Source organism: Lysinibacillus sp. FSL K6-0075, from assembly GCF_038592945.1.
Lineage (GTDB): Bacteria > Bacillota > Bacilli > Bacillales_A > Planococcaceae > Lysinibacillus > Lysinibacillus fusiformis_F.
Map to the genome: position 1 here is coordinate 2,761,446 of NZ_CP151947.1, position 19,991 is coordinate 2,781,436.

Here is a 19,991-nt window from a genome sequence, read left to right on the forward strand (position 1 = left end):
CTCCTTACTTGACATCCTTTTCATCAAAAACATCGCCGCATTCTGGACAGAATTTAGGCGGATTTGCAGGGTCCTCTGGTGTCCATCCACATTTATCACATGCATAGAGTAAAGCACCAGCTGGTTTTTTAGAGCCACACTCACTGCAAAACTTCCCTTTATTCACCGCTCCACACGTACATGTCCAGCCCTCTTCCGCTGGTTTTGCCGCACCACAATTTGAACAGAATTTCCCCGTGTTGTCATGACCACATGCACATGTCCAAGTATCAGGGGCTTTAGCTGTTTGATTTTGCATCGCAGCCTGAGCCATTTGCGCTTGCTTATTTTGCTCATTCATTTGATAAAGCTGACTAGCATTGACTCCACCAGCTTGTGCAGCCATATTCATCCCCATGAATCCTGCCATAGCCCCACCATCATTGTTGGCAGCCGCAATCATCGCTTCTGCCTGAGCGCCAGTTAAATGGGCAGCAGCCATACCTGGATCACGCATGACCGCATTGCGTTGTAGTTGTTTGATCATCGCTTCGTCTTCTTCAGAAGCTTTCAGTGTACTGATGCCAAATGACACAACAGCTAAACCACGTGTAGCAAGCCATTTTTCAGATAATACCTTATTGAGTGCGTCTGCTAATGCAACTGTATGAGCGGGTATTTCACTATAACGAACGCCACTAGCTGAAATTTGTGCAAAGGCTGGCTGTAACGCTGTCATTAATTCTGATTTTAACTGGCTATCAATGGTCTCTCGTGTAAATTCACGCTCCACATTTCCACACACATTTGTATAGAATAATAATGGATCAATGATTTTATAAGAATATTCGCCATGGCAACGAATGGCAATGTCGATATCTAAGCCAATATTACGATCAATGACACGGAATGGAATTGGTGCAGGAGTGCCATATTTATTCCCAACAATCTCCTTTTTATTAAAATAATAAACTCGCTGATCTTTAGCAGGTTCTCCACCAAATGTGAAACGTTTGCCTATCTGTTTAAATGTTTCCATAATGCCATGAGACAAATCTGAGCCATACATAATCGAAGGCTCTGTTGATGTATCATAGACATATTCGCCAGCTTCTGAAGAAAACTCTACGACTTTCCCCTGCTCTACAATCATCACACATTGCCCTTCATTGATGGCAATTATCGAGCCATTGCTAATAATATTGTCATTGCCTTTATTTGAACCTCGTTTAGAAGTACGTTTAATGCCCTTAGTCACCAGAACATCGGCGGATAATGCCTCACAATAAAAATACTCACGCCATTGATCCTCTAAAACGCCTGTTAATGCCCCAACGCCTGCTTTTAATAAACCCATAAATATTCCCACCTTTACATTGATGTTTAGCTTATTTTATCATCTATCAACACTATGTAATACGCAAAATCAGACAAATTGTTTCATTTTCTTCATACTAAACTAAAAAACGAGAAGTTCCTATGATGTGAATCATCAGAACTTTCTCGTTACAGTCTCTTTCTTATGATAAGGCGGCTATTATAACAAGCACCCATGCAACAATAAATAACATTCCACCGATTGGGGTAATCGCCCCTAGCTTTTTCACACCTGTCACGGCAAGCACATATAAGCTACCAGAGAAGAAGACAATCCCTGTAAACATCAGATATCCTGCCCACGAAAGCAGACTAGAGCTTCCTAAAAGTGCCTCATTGGATAGAATACCAAGTGCAAGAATTCCTATAGCATGATACATTTGATATTGCACAGCCGTTTCCCAAATGGCTGCATAATGTGGCGAGGCAAACTTATCCTTTAGCGCATGTGCGCCAAAAGCTCCTAAAATAACACCAAGACCTGCCAAAATCGCGCCTAAAGCTAAAAACATTTCCATCTATTGTTCTCCTATTTTGCCTCAACGGCAATTTCTTTATATTTGGCGTCCCAAGCTGGGTCAATCTTACTTAAAGATACTGGTCGCAATGTATCCTTATGCGCAAGAATATGTACGGATTGAGCTGTGGCTGCTACCGTGCCATCCTCATGTAAAATTTCATAGCCATACGTAGTTCGTAAACGATCATGCTTTGCTACCCAAGTGCGCACCGTTGCTACCTGTCCATAATGCATGGCTGCTTTATACGAAATCGATAAATCCATTACTGGCGATACATAGCCATCTTTTTCTAATGCAGCATACTCAAAGCCCGCATCACTTACAAGCTGCGTACGACCAATTTCCATCCAAATGATGTAGTTCGCATGGTACACTACGCCCATTTGGTCGGTCTCCGCATACCGTATTTCAATCTGTTTCTCACTTACAAACATTTTCTTCACCTCGTCCTACATTATAGCGTAAAAGTATTGATTTGGTGGGGTTTTTGCTCTATTGGAATTGGAGATTGAAAAATGTATTTGTCTACGTAATGATCTCATTCCATATATCCTTTGAAAATCGTATATTTTTAAAACAGGAAACGCTGCCAGATTCCTCGACTTTTCGATGTATGTATAACTAACCATAATTAACACACACTAATTTTGAGTGTCTCGCACGCAGTAAGTGAAGAAAGTAGTATTTGTTGACCGTCTTAATCTCTTATGTGTGATGATTACACCATTTTATATAATAGAGGTGCTTGAAGTGACTATATTCGGAAAATGTTTATATATCGCATTCTTTATCATCGTCTTTTTATTCACAACAATTTGGAACTATTTTAATAGTGGGCATTGGGCCTTGCTTGAGAATTTATTCTTTGCCTTTTGGGTAGCCAGTTTCTTATTTATGGCCTTGCTGCTTAGAAGTAAAAAAGTTGAATCGGAAAAAGCTGATAATAGAAGTTGATACCTATTTAATGATATTTTCTATTGTTTAATTATTTCCTACAATTTATTCATTTGCTGTGGCATCTACAAGCTGCAGCTTTTTTATTGTTGCACCAAATTCATACAAAGCTTGGCAGCACTAGTATTTTATCCATACATTCAAACCTCAAAATGATATACTATTCAAAAAATACTTTGAAGAAGGGAACGTGAGTGATGGAGGCTATGACCATCTTGTTAGATCAATTTTTAGCTAATGCGAATGACCGTAGTTGGTATATCTCATTTTATGAAGTCGTTGAAGGGCTATCTGAAGCAGAAGCCTTTTGGAAACCCGATCCTTCTAGCCATAGTATGGCTGAAATTGTCCAGCATTTAATCTATTGGAATGAAATTTGGCAAATACGGTATAGGGAGAATCAAGTGAAGGCCCCATCCCAATCGAATAATGCAAATACGTTTCTTGTTAAAGATGAAGTAACTTTCTATGAATTGAAAGAAAAGTTATTACATATCCTGCTGCAATGGCAAGAATTAATTGAGGAAGAGCAACTTTTATCTATCGTAAATGGATACCCCGTAAAAGCAGAATGGTGGGCCATCCTATCGAATGCCGCGACTCACAATGCCTATCATATTGGACAGCTTGCTTATTTACGTAAAATGGAAAAATAGACATTTATACGTTATAATCTCAGAGTAGGGCTAATAGTAATAGTCCTATTTTTGTTTGCTGCCGCTTACTTAACTCAAATAACACCAAAGGAAGATGCAATGTGAGCCTAGAAGAAATTACACAAATTTATTCATTTTACTTCTTCACGACACCCATTTTAATAAGGTTAATTGTATTTAATTTTATTTTCAAAGAACACAAACATACGATGGCTATTTTATTGGATGCTATTGTTTTAGTATCAACTACTATATGGTTAATATTGATTAGAGAAGTCATTTTCCCTCTGCCTTCATTAACTTTAAATGTATCTAGTGTACTATTCATCCTATTGATTATTGACATTTCTATCAATTATTATCGCTTAAAAAGGAAGAATTCCTTGAAGTGAATAGCCCAATTTATACATATAAACAAGCTCTAAGCAAAAGAAAAAAGCATCTTTCGTCAAGATGCTTTCACTTTACTATTGGGGCAATTCTTCTAGTGATTTTTCAAATTCAAGTATATGTCCATCAACTTTTGCTCTTTCTAGTTCCTCAATAAATTCTTCCTTACGCTCATCAAGTCTGGAGTCAAGTGTGTTTTGATAACCCGGAAATAGATTGTAATCTACTGGTTTCCCCATAAGTTCACCTCTTATTCTCAGCTTTTTTATTTATTATAGGATATATTGATATTTTCTGACAATTGTTTATATCATTTTTGATTACAAGGACCGACAAGCCAACACAACGGAAGACTCATAAAAAACACCTACCTATACTTAATTGCCCATAAAATGATGCCCTTAATTCTAGCGAACAAGCGATGTCATTTATTTTGTCATCACTTCTGAAAGTACAATTTCCATAAACTTTGTTGATGACCCCCTAATCTCCCCTCACTTTTTTTACGGAAAATAAAATCAAATTTACTATATTTAAAAAGAGAATAACTAGAAACATATAAAAGGTAGTTGGGTCTCCGCCTGAGGGCACTTCATCCGCTATGTATCCAGAAATAATCATCAGTGCCCCTGATACGATACAGGAAATTATTGCTAATACACCTATCGTATATCCATTGACAATAGGCTTTTTTAATAAAATTAAAAATAATGTAATGAACAAACTAAGTAGAAAAATACCCATTGATAATTTTATATAATAAAAAACATCTACTAACATTTCATCCACTCCTTTTCACGTTAGACGTTTCCAGCTATTATAGTTTTATCTATTTCCCCTTACTTTTCCAAGCACTTCCTCCACTAGTAGATATGATGCAAAATCTTAAGAAATCTTCATAATTATTCTCAATAATTATTAATAATTACCATTTACAATAAGAAAAGTCGACAATATTACATCAACAGAAAATCAATTCATCAGATTAACATAGTTAGGAGCATCTTGTCTTGGGCGTTACAGATATTATGAATAACATTCGGATTTTAATGTTGCCAGTCATCCTTATTATTGGCGCTGAGTTCTTACTCATTGCACTTTATTATTTCCTTTATTATAAAAAACACCAGTCCGATCGAAAAAAAATAAACATAAAGCAACTGATGCTTGGAGCACTCTTTATCGGCTATATTGTATTTGTGTGTGAGCTAACGATTATTGGTCGCGGTTCTTCCCATTTCATGCAAATGAATCTTCAACCATTCAGTGGTTATATAGATGCATGGAAGAAATACTCGTTACGAGATCTTCAAAATTGTATTTTTAATATTTTCATGTTTGTGCCATTAGGCGTTTTCTTACCTTTACTTTTCTCTAAATTTAAATTGTTTAAGTGGCTTCTTCCTGTAGTAGTGATTGCAACTTTATCCATTGAAACGTATCAAACACTCACAGGAGCGGGGATTTTTGAGCTTGATGACTTAATCAACAACTCGCTTGGCGGGATTATTGGATACCAGTTATACAGACTTGGGACTTCTATTGTTCAGCACAAAAAAGTAAAAATGAAAAGTTTGGTCGGGAATCTAGCCATTCCTATCATGATGGGTTTGATTTTTGTTGGCATGATGTTTGTCTATGCGCAACAGGAATTTGGCCATTTAACCATAAACGCCTACACAAAATCGAATATGTCGGGCGTTGATGTAACCACTTCATTAGATTTACATGCAACATCTACCGTTGCCCCAATATATAAAAAAATAATTCAAACTGATGAAGTGGAGACTCTGTTGCAAAAGAAATTCGATTTATCAGAGTTCAGTAGACAGGATATTAGGGGTGATCGTGAGCTTTTATTGAAAGACAAAGCAGAAAACTCGTACACGTTATTCATTAGCGCAGAGGGCAATTGGTCGCTAACAGACAATCTTTATACGCCAGTGCAACCCTCTTCAGCTGTGCAAGAAACACTGGTGAACAAGGCAAAGAGCGTGATGGACGAGCTTTCTCTCCTGCCTCAAGATGTAGCATTTACAGCTTTGGATAATGGCGTATTTCAATGGACGCTTCCTGACCGCGCTGAATCTAACCAAGATTATTGGCTTGGTGATGTAGACCTCGGTCTAAAACCAGATGGAAGTGTGTACGCATTATCCTATAGTCTTCATCAGCATCAATTGATACGGGAAGTAAATATTTTGTCACCTGCAGAGGTGTATGAGCGAATTAAGAATGGCGATTTTCCGCAAATAAAATTCAATGCACTCGTAACAGATGAAGAACTTTTGATAAAAAAAGGCGATCAGCTGACTATCGATTTAATAGAGCTTTCGTATATGTATGATACGAAAGGATTCTATCAACCCATATACAGAGTTTCTGGTACATTCAATAAAAAAAGCTGGTTCACCTTGATTCAGGCAAAAAAATAGCCTTTTTTGCGATATTGTTAAATAAGGAAAGCCCTGACTGGGTACTGGGTTTTCCTTATTTCCCTGTTCCTCTAAATTCCTTACCAGGTTATATACCTCCCCCATCAAAATAATCGTTCAGTAATAAAGTCTAATTGAAGCATTCATTCTTTTCCATTTAAGATAAAAGGCTGTAGTAGATGCTTGATACCCTCAACAAATAGCATTTTAGCAGAAAATGCTAGCGTTTTTAGACTTTATCTAATCTGTAGCCTAGGTGTTTGTTCAAATGGTGATAAGAGAGTTGAATATAATACCTATATTGAGAGCATATAGGAGGGTTAGAGAATGTTCAATAAACATACATGTAATGACTGTTGTCAAAATGAAACGAATTACTTCCCAAAAATTGTTGCTCTTCCTGGTCCTATTATACCTGTTCCCTCGCCTGATCGTGGTGTTTTAGGATATGGGTCCCTGAGAGGAGATACTTTAGGCTTTTTAACGTCTGAACAGACGCCCATTACTTTCCATGTAGTTGGCCCGCTATCAAATGTTACAGTTAGCCCTACTGGAAACGAGTTAGTCGTTCAAAATAATGGTGTTTATCAAATTACCATTTCGATAAATGCGCAAGCAACAACAGATGCTGATCCTGATCAACCATTTTTCACAGTTAGCATTACCGTCAATGGGCAACCTATTTTTCTAGACGGCATCGCAGTCTTTAATGTTGTCAATAGAAGTAGTTCGTCTTATGTTGTTCAAGCTACATTAGCAGCAGGAGACTTGGTTGGTGCAAGTGCAGCATCGGATTCCTTAATAGCTAGTTACTTAAACCGCTCCTTAACAGTTGTGCAATTGAGTGGTTAGATTAACAGATAACTTAAAGGGTATATAAGGTAATAGCAGCTCACATCTTTAAATTTTAGAGATGTGAGCTTTTTTGGATGATGTCAGTGTTGTGATTAATTCTGAGAAGTTCTTGTAGTAATTAAATGTGTTATCATTTAAAAAAGTTACACGAGGTGACAGCAATGGTTAGAAGAAGATAGCTAGCCTCCTAGGTTATCAGTAGATTTAGGAGGCGAACTTAATTAATAGGAGTGTTCAATATATGAAACAAAATAAATATGATGAAGTCAATTTCTTTTCCGAGTATGAAAAAATGCCACGTTCCGTTCAAGGACTAGACGCAGCAGGTGAATGGCACGTGTTAAAAGCACTTCTTCCAGATTTACGAGAGAAGACTGTACTCGATCTAGGCTGTGGCTTCGGTTGGCATTGCCGCTATGCCCGCGAGCAACAGGCAAAATCAGTAATCGGTGTGGATCTATCGGAAAAAATGCTTCAAAAAGCGCAGGAAAAAACGAATGATCCATTTATTACCTATTTAAAGATGCCGATTGAAGATATCCATTTTTCTGCTTCTCAATTTGATGTCATAATTAGTTCATTAGCTATTCATTATGTACAACCCTTTGAAGCATTGTGTAAAAAGCTTTATGCTTATCTAAAACCCAATGGATCGTTTATTTTCTCAGTAGAGCATCCTATATTCACATCACGCCATGAACAAGATTGGTACTACGGTAAGGACGGCAATCGCTTGCATTGGGCAGTCGATCATTATCAAACAGAAGGCATTCGCGAAACGAGCTTCCTTACCAAGAATGTCATCAAATACCATCGTACACTCTCCACTTATATCAATGTCTTAATTCAAGCTGGATTTAGGGTAAGTGCTGTGAAGGAGCCCATCCCATCAGAGGAAATGCTAAAAAATATTCCCGAAATGCGGGATGAACTGCGAAGACCTATGTTTTTAATCATTTCAGCAGAGAAGAAATAATCGATGTGTGTTAATGCGACTAGCTTTAACACATAACTTCTTTATTATTTTTTCTTTTAAGTGCTCATACTCATTCAATAAACATTAACAAAATAAAAACACGCAATGGGGCAAAAACGTCCTCTCTATACATCACTCTCCTCTTTTCATCCATATAAATAGTTATGGATGCCCAATACATATTTTAGTAAATAATTAAGCAACACAAAGCTATTGCTATTTGACTTCTCATCGCGAGTATTTCACATCTCGCCACTTCGTACGACTCATTCAACACCCTTACTTATAAGTCCGCATTTTTTTGTCCAAACTATCTTAAAGGTAACCAAATATAAAAGTAGGGACACGATGACTAGAAAAAATAATGTATTTCTCCTATTCATTTTAACGACTGCATTGTTTACGTCAGGTTGTTGGGATGTGACGGAACCCCAAAGAATGTATTATGTCAATGCTGTTGGGGTGGATTTTGAGGATAATCAATATAAAGTCTATCTCCAAATTATTAATTTTGCCGATGTAGCGAAATCAGAACAGCCTAGTGGAGATGTTGCCCCCGCAGAGGTGGGTTATGCTGAAGGAAAAACCGTTGAAGAAGCGATTTATAAACTGTATCGTTCCTCAGACCAGGAAATTTTTTGGGGGCATATGAGGTATTTGCTTTTCTCAGAACGAGCTATGGAAAATGAACGAAGCATCCCTGTTATTGATACGTTTATTCGTTTTCGAGAGACTCGCTATCATATTTGGGTCTACAGTACAAAGGACCCAATTAAAGATGTTCTACTTGTCACACCGATCTTAAAGAATTCGTTGACCTCTTCAAAATTAAGTAATCCCATCAATACAACTAAGCAAGAATCCTTCATAGAGCCTCAAAGCCTAAGAAATTTAATTATAGGCTTAAATGAGCCAAGCCATGAGGTAAGTATTCCCTACGTGACCATTATGAAAGATTGGGAAACAGCAGAGGAACAAGTTGAAGAAACGACTTTTGCAGGTGTTGGAATTTTGACAAAGGATGGCTTTAAAGGCTTTATAAAAAACGCAGCTGCTAGAGGCAATCAATGGATGCATAACAATACCAATCGTGGCGAAATCACCTTTAAATTAGAAGGTCGCGAAAGAGATTATCTAACCGTGGATTTAGATAAATTAAATGTCGAAGTGAAACCCGTCGTTAAAAATAAGAATCATGTGACATTTGATATTTCTATTCATTTACAGGCTACGCTGAATGGATTTAAAGGAAAAATAAATGCCGATGAAATTCGAGGCAACATCATCAAACAAGTAAAAAAAGAAATAATGGAAACCTATGAAGAAGGCTTAAAATTAGACGTTGATATCTATCGTTTTTCAGAATATCTTTATCGCTCAAACGTCAAGGCATGGAAAAAGCTAGAGAAAGAAGGAAAAATCCCTTTAACAAAGGATTCCATCGGGGAAATAACGATCCAAGTAACAAAAATAAACCCTGGTCGCAAAACCTATGAAGAAACCATTGAAGAATAGCCCTGTCCTTTTCAATCATTAAAACAGCTATGTAGAAGTATGGCTACCAGCATTTGAGACAAATGATACTATTACAGTACGATTTCTGGGAGGTTAAAATAGTTGTCTATACATTGCTATAAATTCAATTTTATAAAAAAAACGCAGCTATAGTAATTTATAAAACAAAAAACCAGGTGCTCTCTTGTCGGGAGCACCTGATTTTATTGTGAAAGTGAATCTTACTAACTTACTTAGTTTTGATTCGTTATAATACTACGATAAGTTGAGGCGCTGAACAAGTTAAAATATTTTCCAATAGGGTTTTAGGCAAATTTAATGTTTTTTCGAGAAAATAATTTGATATTTCAACTTTTGTAATCTTCATTGTTATCATTAAAGTAGGAAATAATAAAATCCTTTAATTGTCTAATGGTGGCTGATGACATAAAATCTTTTATCCATGACAATCCCACTGTATAGGTAGGAGGCATATTAGCTATTTTCACATAATTTAAATTGTATTTTCTACAAACTGATATTGGTAGCAATACTACGCCCTGTTCCATCTGGATAATTTCTGCCAAAAGAAGTGAATCTACTTTATAGTTCTAGCCTGCCCTTTCACAAAGTGACGTTGTAAAATGGCAAAGAAATAAAGGGTTCATGGGCAAACTGATCTTAGGAAATCTCCGTTTAACCTGCCAGTTGGTGTTAAAAAGGCATTGGATCGCGTCGTACAATTAGTAAAATAGCAGAAGAATCTCAGTCCGTTACTAATTTTGAGGAAAACATTTTATATTTTGCAGAGCAACTTAAGGTACATTAAACAAAAAGACCAGTCACTCTTATAAAGAGAACTGGTCATTTTGCGTTTAGGTGAAGACTATGAAAAATCTTCTTTTATAGATTAGCATATTACACTGAACAATTTCTGAACAACTATACAAAAAAGACTAGATCCTCACAATATGATGTAAGCCCTAGTCTTTTAAGTGAAAGTGAATCTTACTAAATTTTGTCTAGCTTTAGATTCAAATAACAATACGAATGAACAGGCTAAAGGTTTCATGAATTTTAAATTTTTTTCGTTAAAAATAGGACTACCACCACAAAAAGACCAGGAAATCACGAAAAATGTGAATCCTGGCCCTTTTGTGAAAAGTGAATGTTACTAGTTTGCTTTAGTTTTTTGTATTCTACTGATGAGTTAGACGGTTGATGTTTTAAAAAGTTACACATTCTTAAAAATATTTTTACTCCACCAATTCAATAGCAAAATCAAACATCCCCTCAGCGCCATCTACTGTAATATTCGAAATAGCATATTCTCCCTCTGACATAGTATAGCTTACTTTTTCCAGTATAGATGTTTGTTCTTCTCCAGCAGCTACTGTTCCTTGAGCCCATAGTTTGCCTTCGGAATGAGTAATTTTCCAGCTAAATTGTTGTGTGCCTCTATTTTTCACATCATATCGAATACCAAGTTCTTCAGTAGAATGGTTACTATTAAAAGAGGTGTGAAATTCACCATGCCCAGTTGTTCCACCTACATAAGTCACAGGGAGTCTAGGCTGCATCACTACTTCATTCATATGGTGTTGGACATCAACCAATTTCTTCGAATCTTCCGCTGCTTTTTCTAACATACTAAAAAAATCATGATCTTTTACAATTACAAAGCTTTCTTTGGTGGTAAGGAGAACCAGTGCTTTATTTTTAGAATCAATGAACATCGGATAACCTGTATTAAGTGAGATTGTCATTCGATAATCGTACTCAACGGTTTTTATTGCTGTTTTTTTGAATGTTGCTTGTTGAAAAGACTTTAGCAATTCTTTCTGTGTTTCTTTTGATATTTTTATTTCCGAAAATAGATCTTCTTTATCTGTATCGATCCGATGTAGGCTTATAGTGGGATTTTCCACATCAAAATTAGCATTTTCTAATATATCGGTAGCAGAATAGCTTTGATTTTTCCATGTAACGAACATACCACCAAGAATAATAGCTAAGAGTAAAGGTAAAATCACTTTAAATTTTTTCATATAACTCCCCTCTTTCAATACCTAAAACTTGACAAAAAATATTTTTATGCTAAAATTTACATTTAAATTAATCTTTTATATAATAGGATTCCCTTGGCCAGGGGAATCCTATTTTTTTGTTAAGGAGTGTTGGTATGCATCAACAGGAATCTAGTATCACTTCATTAGTAGCTGCTTTTAGTAGAGCCTATCATAGTCAATTTGATTCTCCGAAAATTTTTGATGATTATGTAGCCAAAGAATTGATCTCACAAGAAGAATATCAAACAATTCAAGACAACATGATACAAGGTATTGCATTTTTTAATAAAGAGATTGCTACAAAGTTTAAAGGCAATACGAAAGAATTAATAAAATGGATTATACAAGTTCAACTCTCTCCAGCGCCCTTGGCACGTGCTGCTTACTGTGAAAGGGTCCTGCAAAACGAAATACAGCTTGGTGTCGAGCAATATGTCATTTTAGGTGCTGGCCTTGATACTTTTCCGTATCGTCAGCAGCAGGTACAAGCCATGCTAGAAATTTTTGAGGTGGATTATCCAGCAACACAGGCTTCCAAAAAGAAAAGATTACAGGAAGCTTCCCTTCCCCTCCTGAATCATCTACATTTTGTACCAATGGATTTTACAAAACAATTTCAATCTCAACCATTAGTAGAGCAAGGCTTCCAAAATAAAAAAACTTTTTTTAGTCTGTTAGGTGTTTCTTATTATTTAACTAAAGAGGAATTAGCAAGCTTACTTAATCATTTATTTGCCCTAGTTCCATCAGGGAGTTCCATTGTTTTGGATTATGCTGATCAATCTCTCTTTAAAGAAAAAGGACTCTCGAATAGAGTGGAAAACATGGTGAAAATGGCCGCAGTTGGTGGTGAACCAATGAAATCTTGCTATGCTTATGCGGACATGGAGAGGATGTTAGATCAATTAGGCTTGCTTATATACGAACATCTATCTCCTACAGCGATTCAAGAGCTGTATTTCCAAAATCGAACAGATTACTTATGTGCTTTTGAAACTATCCATTACATGCATATTGTTAAAAAATAGGTCGAAACCATTTATTTTTATATAATTCTTAATTTTCTTTTTATTACCCAGGCAATTAACTATTTCAATATAGAGGATTAGTATACTATAGTAGTGTAAAGCTAATTAGCCTTACACCTCCTAGATTTGTTACTAGGGTCACTGTTAACGCAGTGACCCGCTTATGATTGACAAACGACTAATAAAAAAATTTAGTTACCCTTCTCCTCTTAAAGCATCCACTTGAACAGGATGATCCACTCAAAATAAATCAGTCTCTTCAATATTTTGAGAAAGGAAATTCACCTATTTTCCAACTTCAAAGTGATTGTCTGGAAAATGAAATGGCTAATGCTCCCTCTTCTATGTATAGAAGCTTAAAACCCATATGTCCTCATACCATTTAGCTAATCATTTTGATGGCCTCTACACCTTCAAATAAAAATTGTTTCATTTCCTTTTTTCCATTTCATATACATACTGTTTTGTTTCTACATTTTATCCTCCTTCAAAAAGATTCATTGAGATTTCCATTATTGATTATTTTGCCTGTCTTTTGCTTATCCTTAATAGTATCGGAATTGTCCTAGCCCTTTTCCTAGAGGAGGTGCCCATCATCAAATACACGGTATCATTTATCCTATTGCTTGTAGTGATTTTTTTGCTAGGTGGATGCTGGAATAAACGGGAGTTAAACGAACTAGCTATTGTTACGGCTGTTGGCATTGATAAATCGGACGAGCTAGTTGAAATCTCTGTTCAGATTGTGAACCCAAGTCAAGTTACCTCGAACAAAGCATCAAGTATTCAAGTTCCTGTTTTTACCTATCATGCAAAGGGAAAAACCTTATTTGATGCCATTCGAAAATTAACAACACTGACACCAAGAAAGCCTTATTATGCGCATGCGCAAATCATTATTGTCGGCGAAGAAATGGCTAAAGAAGGTATGAATAGCATTTTGGATTTATTTCAAAGAGACCCTGAAGGTAGAAGTGAATTTAACATTATCGTGTCCCATGAAGCAACTGCACTAGAAATATTAAGCATTTTAACACCATTAGAGGATATTCCTGCTAGCAAAATGTTTAAATCCTTAAAAGTATCAGAAGCTGTATGGGGAACGACAGAGTCTGTTATTCTAGATGACTTAGTCCAATCTTTAGGTAGTATTGATAATAGTGCCGTATTACCCTCTATTCAAATATACGGTGATGCAGATGCTGGTGCTTATAGCTCTAATATAGAAAAAATTGAGAGCCCCGCACAATTAAAATATGGTGGGCTGGCCATTTTTAAAAATTATAAGCTCATTGGCTATTTATCAGAACAAGAAAGCAGAGATTATAATTTTTTAAACAATAATATAAAAAGTACATTTGAAATTATTGCCTGTCCTGAGCAAGGGAAAATCTCAACCGAAATTATTAATTCTTCTACTAAAGTGACGGGCCATTTTAAAAATGGGATACCTTCGATTTCCATTAAACTTGATATTGAGCAGAACGTTGCAGAGCTTAGTTGCCCTCTGGATTTAACAAAATCAAAAACCATCGATGCTTTAAATAAAGAAACGAGCAGACAAATCAAGGAGCGTTTAGAACATACACTTCAAACGATTCAACAAACCTATCAAGCTGATCTATTAAAATTTAGTGATGTACTACACCGAGAGGACTATCAAGCATGGAATCGAATCAAAAAGAGCTGGCTAACCCTCTATCCAGACCTAGCAGTTCAAATTGAAGTCAAGGTTCATACAAAAGGAGTCGGAGCTGCTACAAAATTAAAACTAGATTAATTCACAAAAAATGACCAGACTCTTTTAAGGAGTACTGGTCATTACAATTAACGCACCGCTTCAAATGTTATAAGTGACGTTTCTTCATTTGGTTGTTGAAGGAACGTGTAATTCGCTGAACAAGTTATATCAGAGAATCCAACACTTTGTAATAGAAGCTTAAATTCCTCTATCCCATACCAGCGCAATAAAAACTTTTGCAGTTCTGTATCCATTAATGTACCTTGTTGCCACTTCTCGTATTTTAAAACCATGAGTGTATATTGCTCCACCCAGTTCATGGCAATCGATTTTCTTTCAAGAGCAATTCCTTCATCTTGTGAAATTTGATGGTAAGATGTCGTAATTTCCCCTGTTTTCCAGTCAGTAGGAAGTAATAAATCTACTAGGAGTCGACCACCAGGAACAAGGTGCTGATACATCGAGGTTAAGGATGACAGCGCTTCTTGATGATTTTCAATTAAACAAAACGTGCCTGTTGGCATGACAATGGCTTCATATTGTTGATCTAATGTAAATTGACATACATTCCCTTTATAAAGAACTGGTGTCAATCCTCGCTCTTGACAACGCTTTCGACAGGACGCTAGCATTTCTGGAGAGTAATCAATCCCCTCTATATCAAAGCCCTTCTCCATTAAAGGAATATAGAAGCGTCCAGAACCGACCCCTGCCTCTAAAATTTTACCAGTGATACCTTGCAATCGCTCTAGATAATATTCAATATCCCCACCAAGAGAGTGTCCAACTGGTTTTGTAAAATCATAAAGTGCTGTGCTTAACGATCCGTAATTTTTGTACATATTTTCTCCTCCGATTGTTTGCGGAAGAAATCAATCTATTAATCCTCCCGCACCTTTATGTTATTGAATGGGAAAATTGAGCTGACTATCATCATCTATCACTCGCTTTCTTGTAAATTTAGTTAAATTATACATTTATTAATCATTTAATTCAATGTTTCTATTGATTTCCTATTCATTACAATTTAATGTACAAATTAGCACAAATTATCAAAAAACCCTTCCTATTAAACAGTACCATTGAGTTAAGAAAGGATGATGGTATGGATTATTTTGAAAGAATTCAAAACGCCATAGAATTTATTGAGAGAAACCTACAGGAAAAGTTAATGATTACAGATATATCTTCCCAATCTTACTTTTCAGCATTTCATTTTCAACGACTTTTTCAAGCCATTACAGGTTTTTCAGTGCAGCAGTATATTCGCAACAGGAGGCTTTCTGAAGCGGCTTCCTTATTAGTAACAACTACCCAGAATATACTTGAGATTGCAATCAACTTTCAATATGGCTCTCAAGAGGCATTTACACGGGCATTTGTTCAGTATTTTGGTGTCACACCTGCTAAATACCGAAAAGGAGCCCACTTCATACCACTTCAAACCAAAATAAACTTTTTGGATTATAAACTGGAAGGAGAACTCCCTATGCAGCGACCAGAAATACTTCAATTACCTAAAAAACGTATCACTGGCTATGAATACAAAACGTCCTTACAAGACGAACAGTATTATGCTGAAATTCCAGGCTTTTATATGGATTTTGGTCAACAGCAATATTATGAGCGAATCTCACATAAAGTAGCCCCTAATATGGCGTATGGCATTTCTACAAACTTTCAGGAGAATGGTCAATTTTCCTTTATTGTAGGAGAGGAAGTCGAAACATTTGAGGAGCGATTAGAGAAAGGCTTCACCCAACTTGAAATTCCTGCTGGTAAATATGCGGAGTTTACATTGAATAGCACTGCGGAAGGAATTCAAAATACAAGACGCTATATTTATGGCGTATGGTTACCAAATTCTAATTATGGACGTGATTCTGGACCTGATTTTGAAATAACGGATGTCATGCAATCTATCTATCCACATGAGATGAAAATGAAAATCTACATTCCTATTAAAGAATAAAAAAGGAGATACACCGATGATTATTGAGAAAGTATTTAAGCAATTCCCTACCTTACATTCAACTAATTTACAATTAAAAAAAATAGAAGAATCACATATACAAGAGCTATTTGCCATTTATGATAATGACAAGGTATTTGAGTACTGTGGCATCATCCCAAAACACAACCTTCAAACTGTTCAAAAAATGATTGGCCATTTTGAACGTGATTATACGAAGAAAAGCAGAATAAAATGGGGTATTTTCGAGAAATCACAGAGTGAAAAACTTGTAGGGATTATCGAAGCGATGGACTTTAATCAAAAAGTAGATATGGTTACAATTGGTTACTACTTAGCTGAAGCTTCCTGGGGAAAGGGCATCGCTACAGAGGCAGTCGAAATCATCGTAAAATTTTTATTGGAGGAGGTAAATGTTAATCGAATACAGGCAGAAGTCATGCCTTTAAATGAACCATCGAAAAAAGTGCTGCTAAAAAATGGCTTTATAAAAGAAGGTCTCTTGAGACAAGCTTCATTATGGTCTGGCAAAGGTGTGGTTGATTTAGAGATCTATGGTTTATTGAAGGGCGAGTACGACTTGAACGGCTAAACTCTATTTATGAGTTTAGTCTTTTCTTTTATTCTACAGATAAATAGACATTTTACCATCTCCTAAATGGCTCTTTGACATAGATTAGAAATAGGTGACCCGTGCTAGCATGATATTGAAACCATAAAGGAGCGTTTAAGGAATGGATGAAAACAGATATTTAACACGAATGAATTGGGAATTTAACAATTATCATAAGTTTTCCAAATGTTATTGTGAATCAAGAAATTTTTGCTTTGGTCACGCTTCTGGCGTCGATCATCCTATTGTTGAGGAAGATTCTTATAAAATCAAATATTATAATAGCCCCCAATTTGAAAAAACATATCAGAAAAAAAAGCAAGACAAAGAACATTGTCAAAGCTGTGTTTGTAGTCACTTAGAATGTTTTGAACCAGGGACTTTAGTAGATGTATACCTCTCAAACGGCAGCCAATTTTTAGGTATTTATTTTATCTATCTTGATCCGCAAAACTGCTGTGGGTACTTCCTTCAATTCGATGAAACGGCACACCCAGTCATTATAGACTGTCAAAAAATAGATGCATTACGAAAAACCTGCGCAGGAAGTTAATACTTTAACTCTTCCCTTTTTTGTGTAATTGAAATAGGCTGGTTATTGCTATTTAAGCATAACCAGCCATTCGACTACTCTTCGTTTATCCATTTGATTAATTGTTCATCAAAAAAGACAGGTTCTTCAAACATAGGATTATGACCACTTTTTTCAAAAATAACTTTCTTTACATGAGGAGTATAATCCACTGCATCCCATAACGAAACAGGAGCAACTAAATAATCATACCTACCTAGTCCTATAAAAATCGGTTTGCTTACTTGTTGTATTTCTTGTAAAAGGTTCTGCTCCGCAAAAGCTACTCCCCATAGATAATCAATAATTTCCATATTCGGATGAACGTTATCCCACGTAGAGGTAGCATTAAACATATAATCATAAAAGCTATGTGCCCCCATACGAATACACATGTGAACAAAGCGTCGTTCAGGCTCCCTCTTAAGATCCTCCTCCAACAAAGCTATATCATGCGTAAATTGATGTTTACGCTGCGCACTTGCATGTGCCTCAAAATAAGACAAGCTTTGCTGCTGTCTTTCTTGACTATTCGTTGTTGCTGTATTTAAAAGAACGATTTTTTGAACATGCTGGGGATAAGCTTTGGCATACGCCATCGCCAAAAATGCATGTCCTGAATGCCCTAAAACAATTAAATCATCAAGCTGTAGAGTTTGTCTTGCATACTCCATGTCTTTCACTATTTTGTCCAATGTATAATCAGCTTGTTTCAATGCATGCGTAGGCTTACCAAAACCTCGATGATCTAAAAAAATAACCTGAAAATGTTGGTAGAAGTTTTCTGAAAACAGACGTGGATAATATATACTACTCCCCACTACTAAAATTGGTTGGCCTTGACCTTTTATACAATATTTTAATTCAAATCCATCACACATAAGTTTTTGATATATCATCATCTTGATCCTCTTTTCTTTTTTTGTATCATCACTCCCTTTCTTCTTTGTTTTCCCGTGTTTTTTCCATTGAACGCTCTAGCATTCTATCACCTCAGTAGATGTTACTATTACATTAACAATATCATTTCCACAGATTCCTAGCAATGAAGGATCGTGTATACTTAATAAAAGGAGCGTGTCTATGAAGGAAAATCTAATAAAGCGTTTGCGGTCATTTTTATTTAATGAGAAGCACCCAACCTTAGTGGGTATACCTGCAAGCCAAAGAGAAATAAAAGATGCACAGCAGCAGCTTCATGTACAATTTCACAGCGATTATGTCGAATTTATTGAAACATTTGGTGGAGCATACGCAGGTTTAGCAATCCATGCTTTTTCGAATGGCTCTAGTCTAGGAAACGAAACCGTTGTTGATTTAACACTGGATTTTCGTCAACAATATAAAGATATCCTATCTCCGAATATCATAGACACTAGCTATGTCATTTCAATGGACGGTGAAGGAAATCCCATTTTCATCGATTCATCAGGTAAGGTTTTCATTTGCGATCATGATTGCCGGGAAATCAAGCGATTAGCTGATTCATTTGAATTGTTAATAGAAGATTGTTTTTATGAATGGTAAGTTATTTAAACAAAGAAGAGGTTAAATAAAATGGACAAACAATTAGAACGTATACTTGCATTAAGAAAAAACGGACAGCTTGAGGAAGCAAATCAATGCATGGTGGCACTGGTCAAGGAACATCCTGAAAATGCATTCTATCAATTTCAATGTGCTTGGACATTTGATTCTTTAGGGCAGGAAAAAGAGGCAGCTCCGCACTATGAAAAAGCGATAAAATTGGGACTAGAACCAGAAGTTTTAGTAGATGCCTACCTTGGTTTAGGGAGCACATATCGAACTTTAGGGCAATACGAGCAAGCAAAGCGAATCTTTGAACAAGCCATTCAAGAATTCCCTGAGGCCGAGCATGTCAAGGTCTTCTATGCCATGACACTTTATAATCTTGGCGAACATGCAAAATCAATGGAAACATTATTGCACACCTTAATACTTACAACCAACCATCAGGGCATTCAAGACTATAAAAAAGCCATTCACTACTACAGTGATAAACTAGATCAAACATGGTCATAAAAAAACAGGCTCCTATTTTGGGCCTGTTTTAGCATTATGATGCGGTAGTTTGCTTTTTGAATGTAGAAAATAACGCCATAATCAAGAATGTTAGTATGCCGCTAAAGAAAAATAGATAACTCAATGGAATTAAAAAGAAGTTTTTCTCCACTATCGTACCATCTGCTAGTATCTCATCTCCTATAATTCCTTTTATAAATAAACATACGATCCCCATGATCATGGGAATTGTGGCAAGTAAATATTTTTTCATTATTTCTTCCTCCAGACTGTTAAATCCTTGTTGTTATCGATGTCGCTTACAACTGTTATGATAG

21 protein-coding genes are annotated in these 19,991 nt (G+C 36.1%); 12 read left to right on the top strand and 9 right to left on the bottom strand.

Annotated features, from left to right (window positions below; all coding sequences use genetic code 11):
- Positions 1–4: 4 nt before the first annotated feature.
- From MHB65_RS13585 to MHB65_RS13595, 3 genes are all read right to left on the bottom strand, one after another.
- Positions 5–1,336, bottom strand: coding sequence for an SPFH domain-containing protein (locus MHB65_RS13585; RefSeq protein ID WP_342440694.1), 1,332 nt, complete (start codon positions 1,334–1,336; stop codon positions 5–7).
- A 163-nt stretch (positions 1,337–1,499) separates the two neighbouring features.
- On the bottom strand, positions 1,500–1,874 hold the full coding sequence (locus tag MHB65_RS13590; RefSeq protein ID WP_205443912.1) for a DUF423 domain-containing protein: 375 nt from the start codon (positions 1,872–1,874) through the stop codon (positions 1,500–1,502).
- An 11-nt stretch (positions 1,875–1,885) separates the two neighbouring features.
- Positions 1,886–2,311, bottom strand: a complete 426-nt coding sequence (locus MHB65_RS13595) for a thioesterase family protein (RefSeq protein ID WP_342440695.1) — start codon at positions 2,309–2,311, stop codon at positions 1,886–1,888.
- A gap of 714 nt (positions 2,312–3,025) precedes the next feature.
- Between MHB65_RS13595 and MHB65_RS13600 the strand changes: the two genes are divergently transcribed.
- Positions 3,026–3,487 carry a DinB family protein gene (locus MHB65_RS13600; protein ID WP_342440696.1) on the top strand — a complete coding sequence of 154 codons (462 nt, stop codon included), beginning with the start codon at positions 3,026–3,028 and terminating at the stop codon, positions 3,485–3,487.
- 467 nt (positions 3,488–3,954) lie between these two features.
- On the opposite strand, the gene MHB65_RS13605 is transcribed toward MHB65_RS13600, so the two are convergent.
- Entirely contained in the window at positions 3,955–4,116 is a 162-nt protein-coding gene (locus MHB65_RS13605) for a hypothetical protein (RefSeq protein WP_205443914.1), read from the bottom strand.
- A gap of 244 nt (positions 4,117–4,360) precedes the next feature.
- Positions 4,361–4,657 (bottom strand): hypothetical protein, encoded by a 297-nt coding sequence (locus MHB65_RS13610; RefSeq protein WP_205443915.1) that lies wholly within the window; start codon positions 4,655–4,657, stop codon positions 4,361–4,363.
- Positions 4,658–4,887: 230 nt separating this feature from the next.
- Between MHB65_RS13610 and MHB65_RS13615 the strand changes: the two genes are divergently transcribed.
- The 4 genes from MHB65_RS13615 (at position 4,888) to MHB65_RS13630 (ending at position 9,658) form a co-directional block, all read left to right on the top strand.
- The gene (locus tag MHB65_RS13615) at positions 4,888–6,312 is read left to right on the top strand and encodes a VanZ family protein (protein ID WP_342440697.1); all 1,425 of its coding nucleotides are present in this window, start codon (positions 4,888–4,890) and stop codon (positions 6,310–6,312) included.
- A 327-nt stretch (positions 6,313–6,639) separates the two neighbouring features.
- The gene (locus MHB65_RS13620) at positions 6,640–7,164 is read left to right on the top strand and encodes a hypothetical protein (RefSeq protein ID WP_342440698.1); all 525 of its coding nucleotides are present in this window, start codon (positions 6,640–6,642) and stop codon (positions 7,162–7,164) included.
- Between the two features lie 244 nt (positions 7,165–7,408).
- Positions 7,409–8,143 carry a class I SAM-dependent methyltransferase gene (locus tag MHB65_RS13625; RefSeq protein ID WP_342440699.1) on the top strand — a complete coding sequence of 245 codons (735 nt, stop codon included), beginning with the start codon at positions 7,409–7,411 and terminating at the stop codon, positions 8,141–8,143.
- A gap of 348 nt (positions 8,144–8,491) precedes the next feature.
- Complete coding sequence (locus MHB65_RS13630) at positions 8,492–9,658, top strand: Ger(x)C family spore germination protein (RefSeq protein WP_342440700.1); 1,167 nt, start codon at positions 8,492–8,494, stop codon at positions 9,656–9,658.
- Positions 9,659–10,893: 1,235 nt separating this feature from the next.
- Here MHB65_RS13630 and MHB65_RS13635 read toward each other — a convergent pair.
- Positions 10,894–11,685 (bottom strand): hypothetical protein, encoded by a 792-nt coding sequence (locus MHB65_RS13635; RefSeq protein ID WP_342440701.1) that lies wholly within the window; start codon positions 11,683–11,685, stop codon positions 10,894–10,896.
- 134 nt (positions 11,686–11,819) lie between these two features.
- On the opposite strand from MHB65_RS13635, the gene MHB65_RS13640 reads away from it, so the two are divergent.
- Entirely contained in the window at positions 11,820–12,734 is a 915-nt protein-coding gene (locus MHB65_RS13640) for a class I SAM-dependent methyltransferase (protein ID WP_342440702.1), read from the top strand.
- Between the two features lie 586 nt (positions 12,735–13,320).
- On the top strand, positions 13,321–14,514 hold the full coding sequence (locus tag MHB65_RS13645) for a Ger(x)C family spore germination protein (protein WP_342440703.1): 1,194 nt from the start codon (positions 13,321–13,323) through the stop codon (positions 14,512–14,514).
- 47 nt (positions 14,515–14,561) lie between these two features.
- Here MHB65_RS13645 and MHB65_RS13650 read toward each other — a convergent pair whose 3' ends face one another.
- Positions 14,562–15,317, bottom strand: a complete 756-nt coding sequence (locus MHB65_RS13650; RefSeq protein WP_342440704.1) for a class I SAM-dependent methyltransferase — start codon at positions 15,315–15,317, stop codon at positions 14,562–14,564.
- A gap of 263 nt (positions 15,318–15,580) precedes the next feature.
- Here MHB65_RS13650 and MHB65_RS13655 point away from each other — a divergent pair, with 263 nt between their 5' ends.
- The 3 genes from MHB65_RS13655 to MHB65_RS13665 all read left to right on the top strand — a co-directional run bounded on the left by MHB65_RS13655 (position 15,581) and on the right by MHB65_RS13665 (position 17,613).
- Positions 15,581–16,447 carry an AraC family transcriptional regulator gene (locus tag MHB65_RS13655; protein ID WP_342440705.1) on the top strand — a complete coding sequence of 289 codons (867 nt, stop codon included), beginning with the start codon at positions 15,581–15,583 and terminating at the stop codon, positions 16,445–16,447.
- A gap of 16 nt (positions 16,448–16,463) precedes the next feature.
- Entirely contained in the window at positions 16,464–17,039 is a 576-nt protein-coding gene (locus MHB65_RS13660) for a GNAT family protein (RefSeq protein ID WP_342440706.1), read from the top strand.
- 142 nt (positions 17,040–17,181) lie between these two features.
- The gene (locus MHB65_RS13665) at positions 17,182–17,613 is read left to right on the top strand and encodes a hypothetical protein (protein WP_342440707.1); all 432 of its coding nucleotides are present in this window, start codon (positions 17,182–17,184) and stop codon (positions 17,611–17,613) included.
- A gap of 74 nt (positions 17,614–17,687) precedes the next feature.
- Here the strand turns inward: MHB65_RS13665 and MHB65_RS13670 are convergent, their stop codons facing one another.
- Positions 17,688–18,533 (bottom strand): alpha/beta hydrolase, encoded by an 846-nt coding sequence (locus MHB65_RS13670; RefSeq protein ID WP_342440708.1) that lies wholly within the window; start codon positions 18,531–18,533, stop codon positions 17,688–17,690.
- A 181-nt stretch (positions 18,534–18,714) separates the two neighbouring features.
- Here MHB65_RS13670 and MHB65_RS13675 point away from each other — a divergent pair, with 181 nt between their 5' ends.
- Both MHB65_RS13675 and MHB65_RS13680 read left to right on the top strand, forming a co-directional pair.
- Entirely contained in the window at positions 18,715–19,158 is a 444-nt protein-coding gene (locus tag MHB65_RS13675; protein WP_342440709.1) for an SMI1/KNR4 family protein, read from the top strand.
- A gap of 30 nt (positions 19,159–19,188) precedes the next feature.
- Complete coding sequence (locus MHB65_RS13680) at positions 19,189–19,674, top strand: tetratricopeptide repeat protein (RefSeq protein WP_342440710.1); 486 nt, start codon at positions 19,189–19,191, stop codon at positions 19,672–19,674.
- A 34-nt stretch (positions 19,675–19,708) separates the two neighbouring features.
- On the opposite strand, the gene MHB65_RS13685 is transcribed toward MHB65_RS13680, so the two are convergent.
- Positions 19,709–19,927 carry a DUF3955 domain-containing protein gene (locus tag MHB65_RS13685; RefSeq protein WP_342440711.1) on the bottom strand — a complete coding sequence of 73 codons (219 nt, stop codon included), beginning with the start codon at positions 19,925–19,927 and terminating at the stop codon, positions 19,709–19,711.
- Positions 19,928–19,991: the final 64 nt, after the last annotated feature.

What these genes read in the sequence shown, in the direction of transcription:
- MHB65_RS13585 (WP_342440694.1), bottom strand. Translation starts at nt 1,336, where the DNA reads ATGGGTTTATTAAAAGCAGGCGTTGGGGCATTAACAGGCGTTTTAGAG.
- MHB65_RS13590 (WP_205443912.1), bottom strand. Translation starts at nt 1,874, where the DNA reads ATGGAAATGTTTTTAGCTTTAGGCGCGATTTTGGCAGGTCTTGGTGTT.
- MHB65_RS13595 (WP_342440695.1), bottom strand. Translation starts at nt 2,311, where the DNA reads ATGTTTGTAAGTGAGAAACAGATTGAAATACGGTATGCGGAGACCGAC.
- MHB65_RS13605 (WP_205443914.1), bottom strand. Translation starts at nt 4,116, where the DNA reads ATGGGGAAACCAGTAGATTACAATCTATTTCCGGGTTATCAAAACACA.
- MHB65_RS13610 (WP_205443915.1), bottom strand. Translation starts at nt 4,657, where the DNA reads ATGTTAGTAGATGTTTTTTATTATATAAAATTATCAATGGGTATTTTT.
- MHB65_RS13620 (WP_342440698.1), top strand. Translation starts at nt 6,640, where the DNA reads ATGTTCAATAAACATACATGTAATGACTGTTGTCAAAATGAAACGAAT.
- MHB65_RS13625 (WP_342440699.1), top strand. Translation starts at nt 7,409, where the DNA reads ATGAAACAAAATAAATATGATGAAGTCAATTTCTTTTCCGAGTATGAA.
- MHB65_RS13630 (WP_342440700.1), top strand. Translation starts at nt 8,492, where the DNA reads ATGACTAGAAAAAATAATGTATTTCTCCTATTCATTTTAACGACTGCA.
- MHB65_RS13635 (WP_342440701.1), bottom strand. Translation starts at nt 11,685, where the DNA reads ATGAAAAAATTTAAAGTGATTTTACCTTTACTCTTAGCTATTATTCTT.
- MHB65_RS13640 (WP_342440702.1), top strand. Translation starts at nt 11,820, where the DNA reads ATGCATCAACAGGAATCTAGTATCACTTCATTAGTAGCTGCTTTTAGT.
- MHB65_RS13650 (WP_342440704.1), bottom strand. Translation starts at nt 15,317, where the DNA reads ATGTACAAAAATTACGGATCGTTAAGCACAGCACTTTATGATTTTACA.
- MHB65_RS13655 (WP_342440705.1), top strand. Translation starts at nt 15,581, where the DNA reads ATGGATTATTTTGAAAGAATTCAAAACGCCATAGAATTTATTGAGAGA.
- MHB65_RS13660 (WP_342440706.1), top strand. Translation starts at nt 16,464, where the DNA reads ATGATTATTGAGAAAGTATTTAAGCAATTCCCTACCTTACATTCAACT.
- MHB65_RS13665 (WP_342440707.1), top strand. Translation starts at nt 17,182, where the DNA reads ATGGATGAAAACAGATATTTAACACGAATGAATTGGGAATTTAACAAT.
- MHB65_RS13670 (WP_342440708.1), bottom strand. Translation starts at nt 18,533, where the DNA reads ATGATGATATATCAAAAACTTATGTGTGATGGATTTGAATTAAAATAT.
- MHB65_RS13675 (WP_342440709.1), top strand. Translation starts at nt 18,715, where the DNA reads ATGAAGGAAAATCTAATAAAGCGTTTGCGGTCATTTTTATTTAATGAG.
- MHB65_RS13680 (WP_342440710.1), top strand. Translation starts at nt 19,189, where the DNA reads ATGGACAAACAATTAGAACGTATACTTGCATTAAGAAAAAACGGACAG.
- MHB65_RS13685 (WP_342440711.1), bottom strand. Translation starts at nt 19,927, where the DNA reads ATGAAAAAATATTTACTTGCCACAATTCCCATGATCATGGGGATCGTA.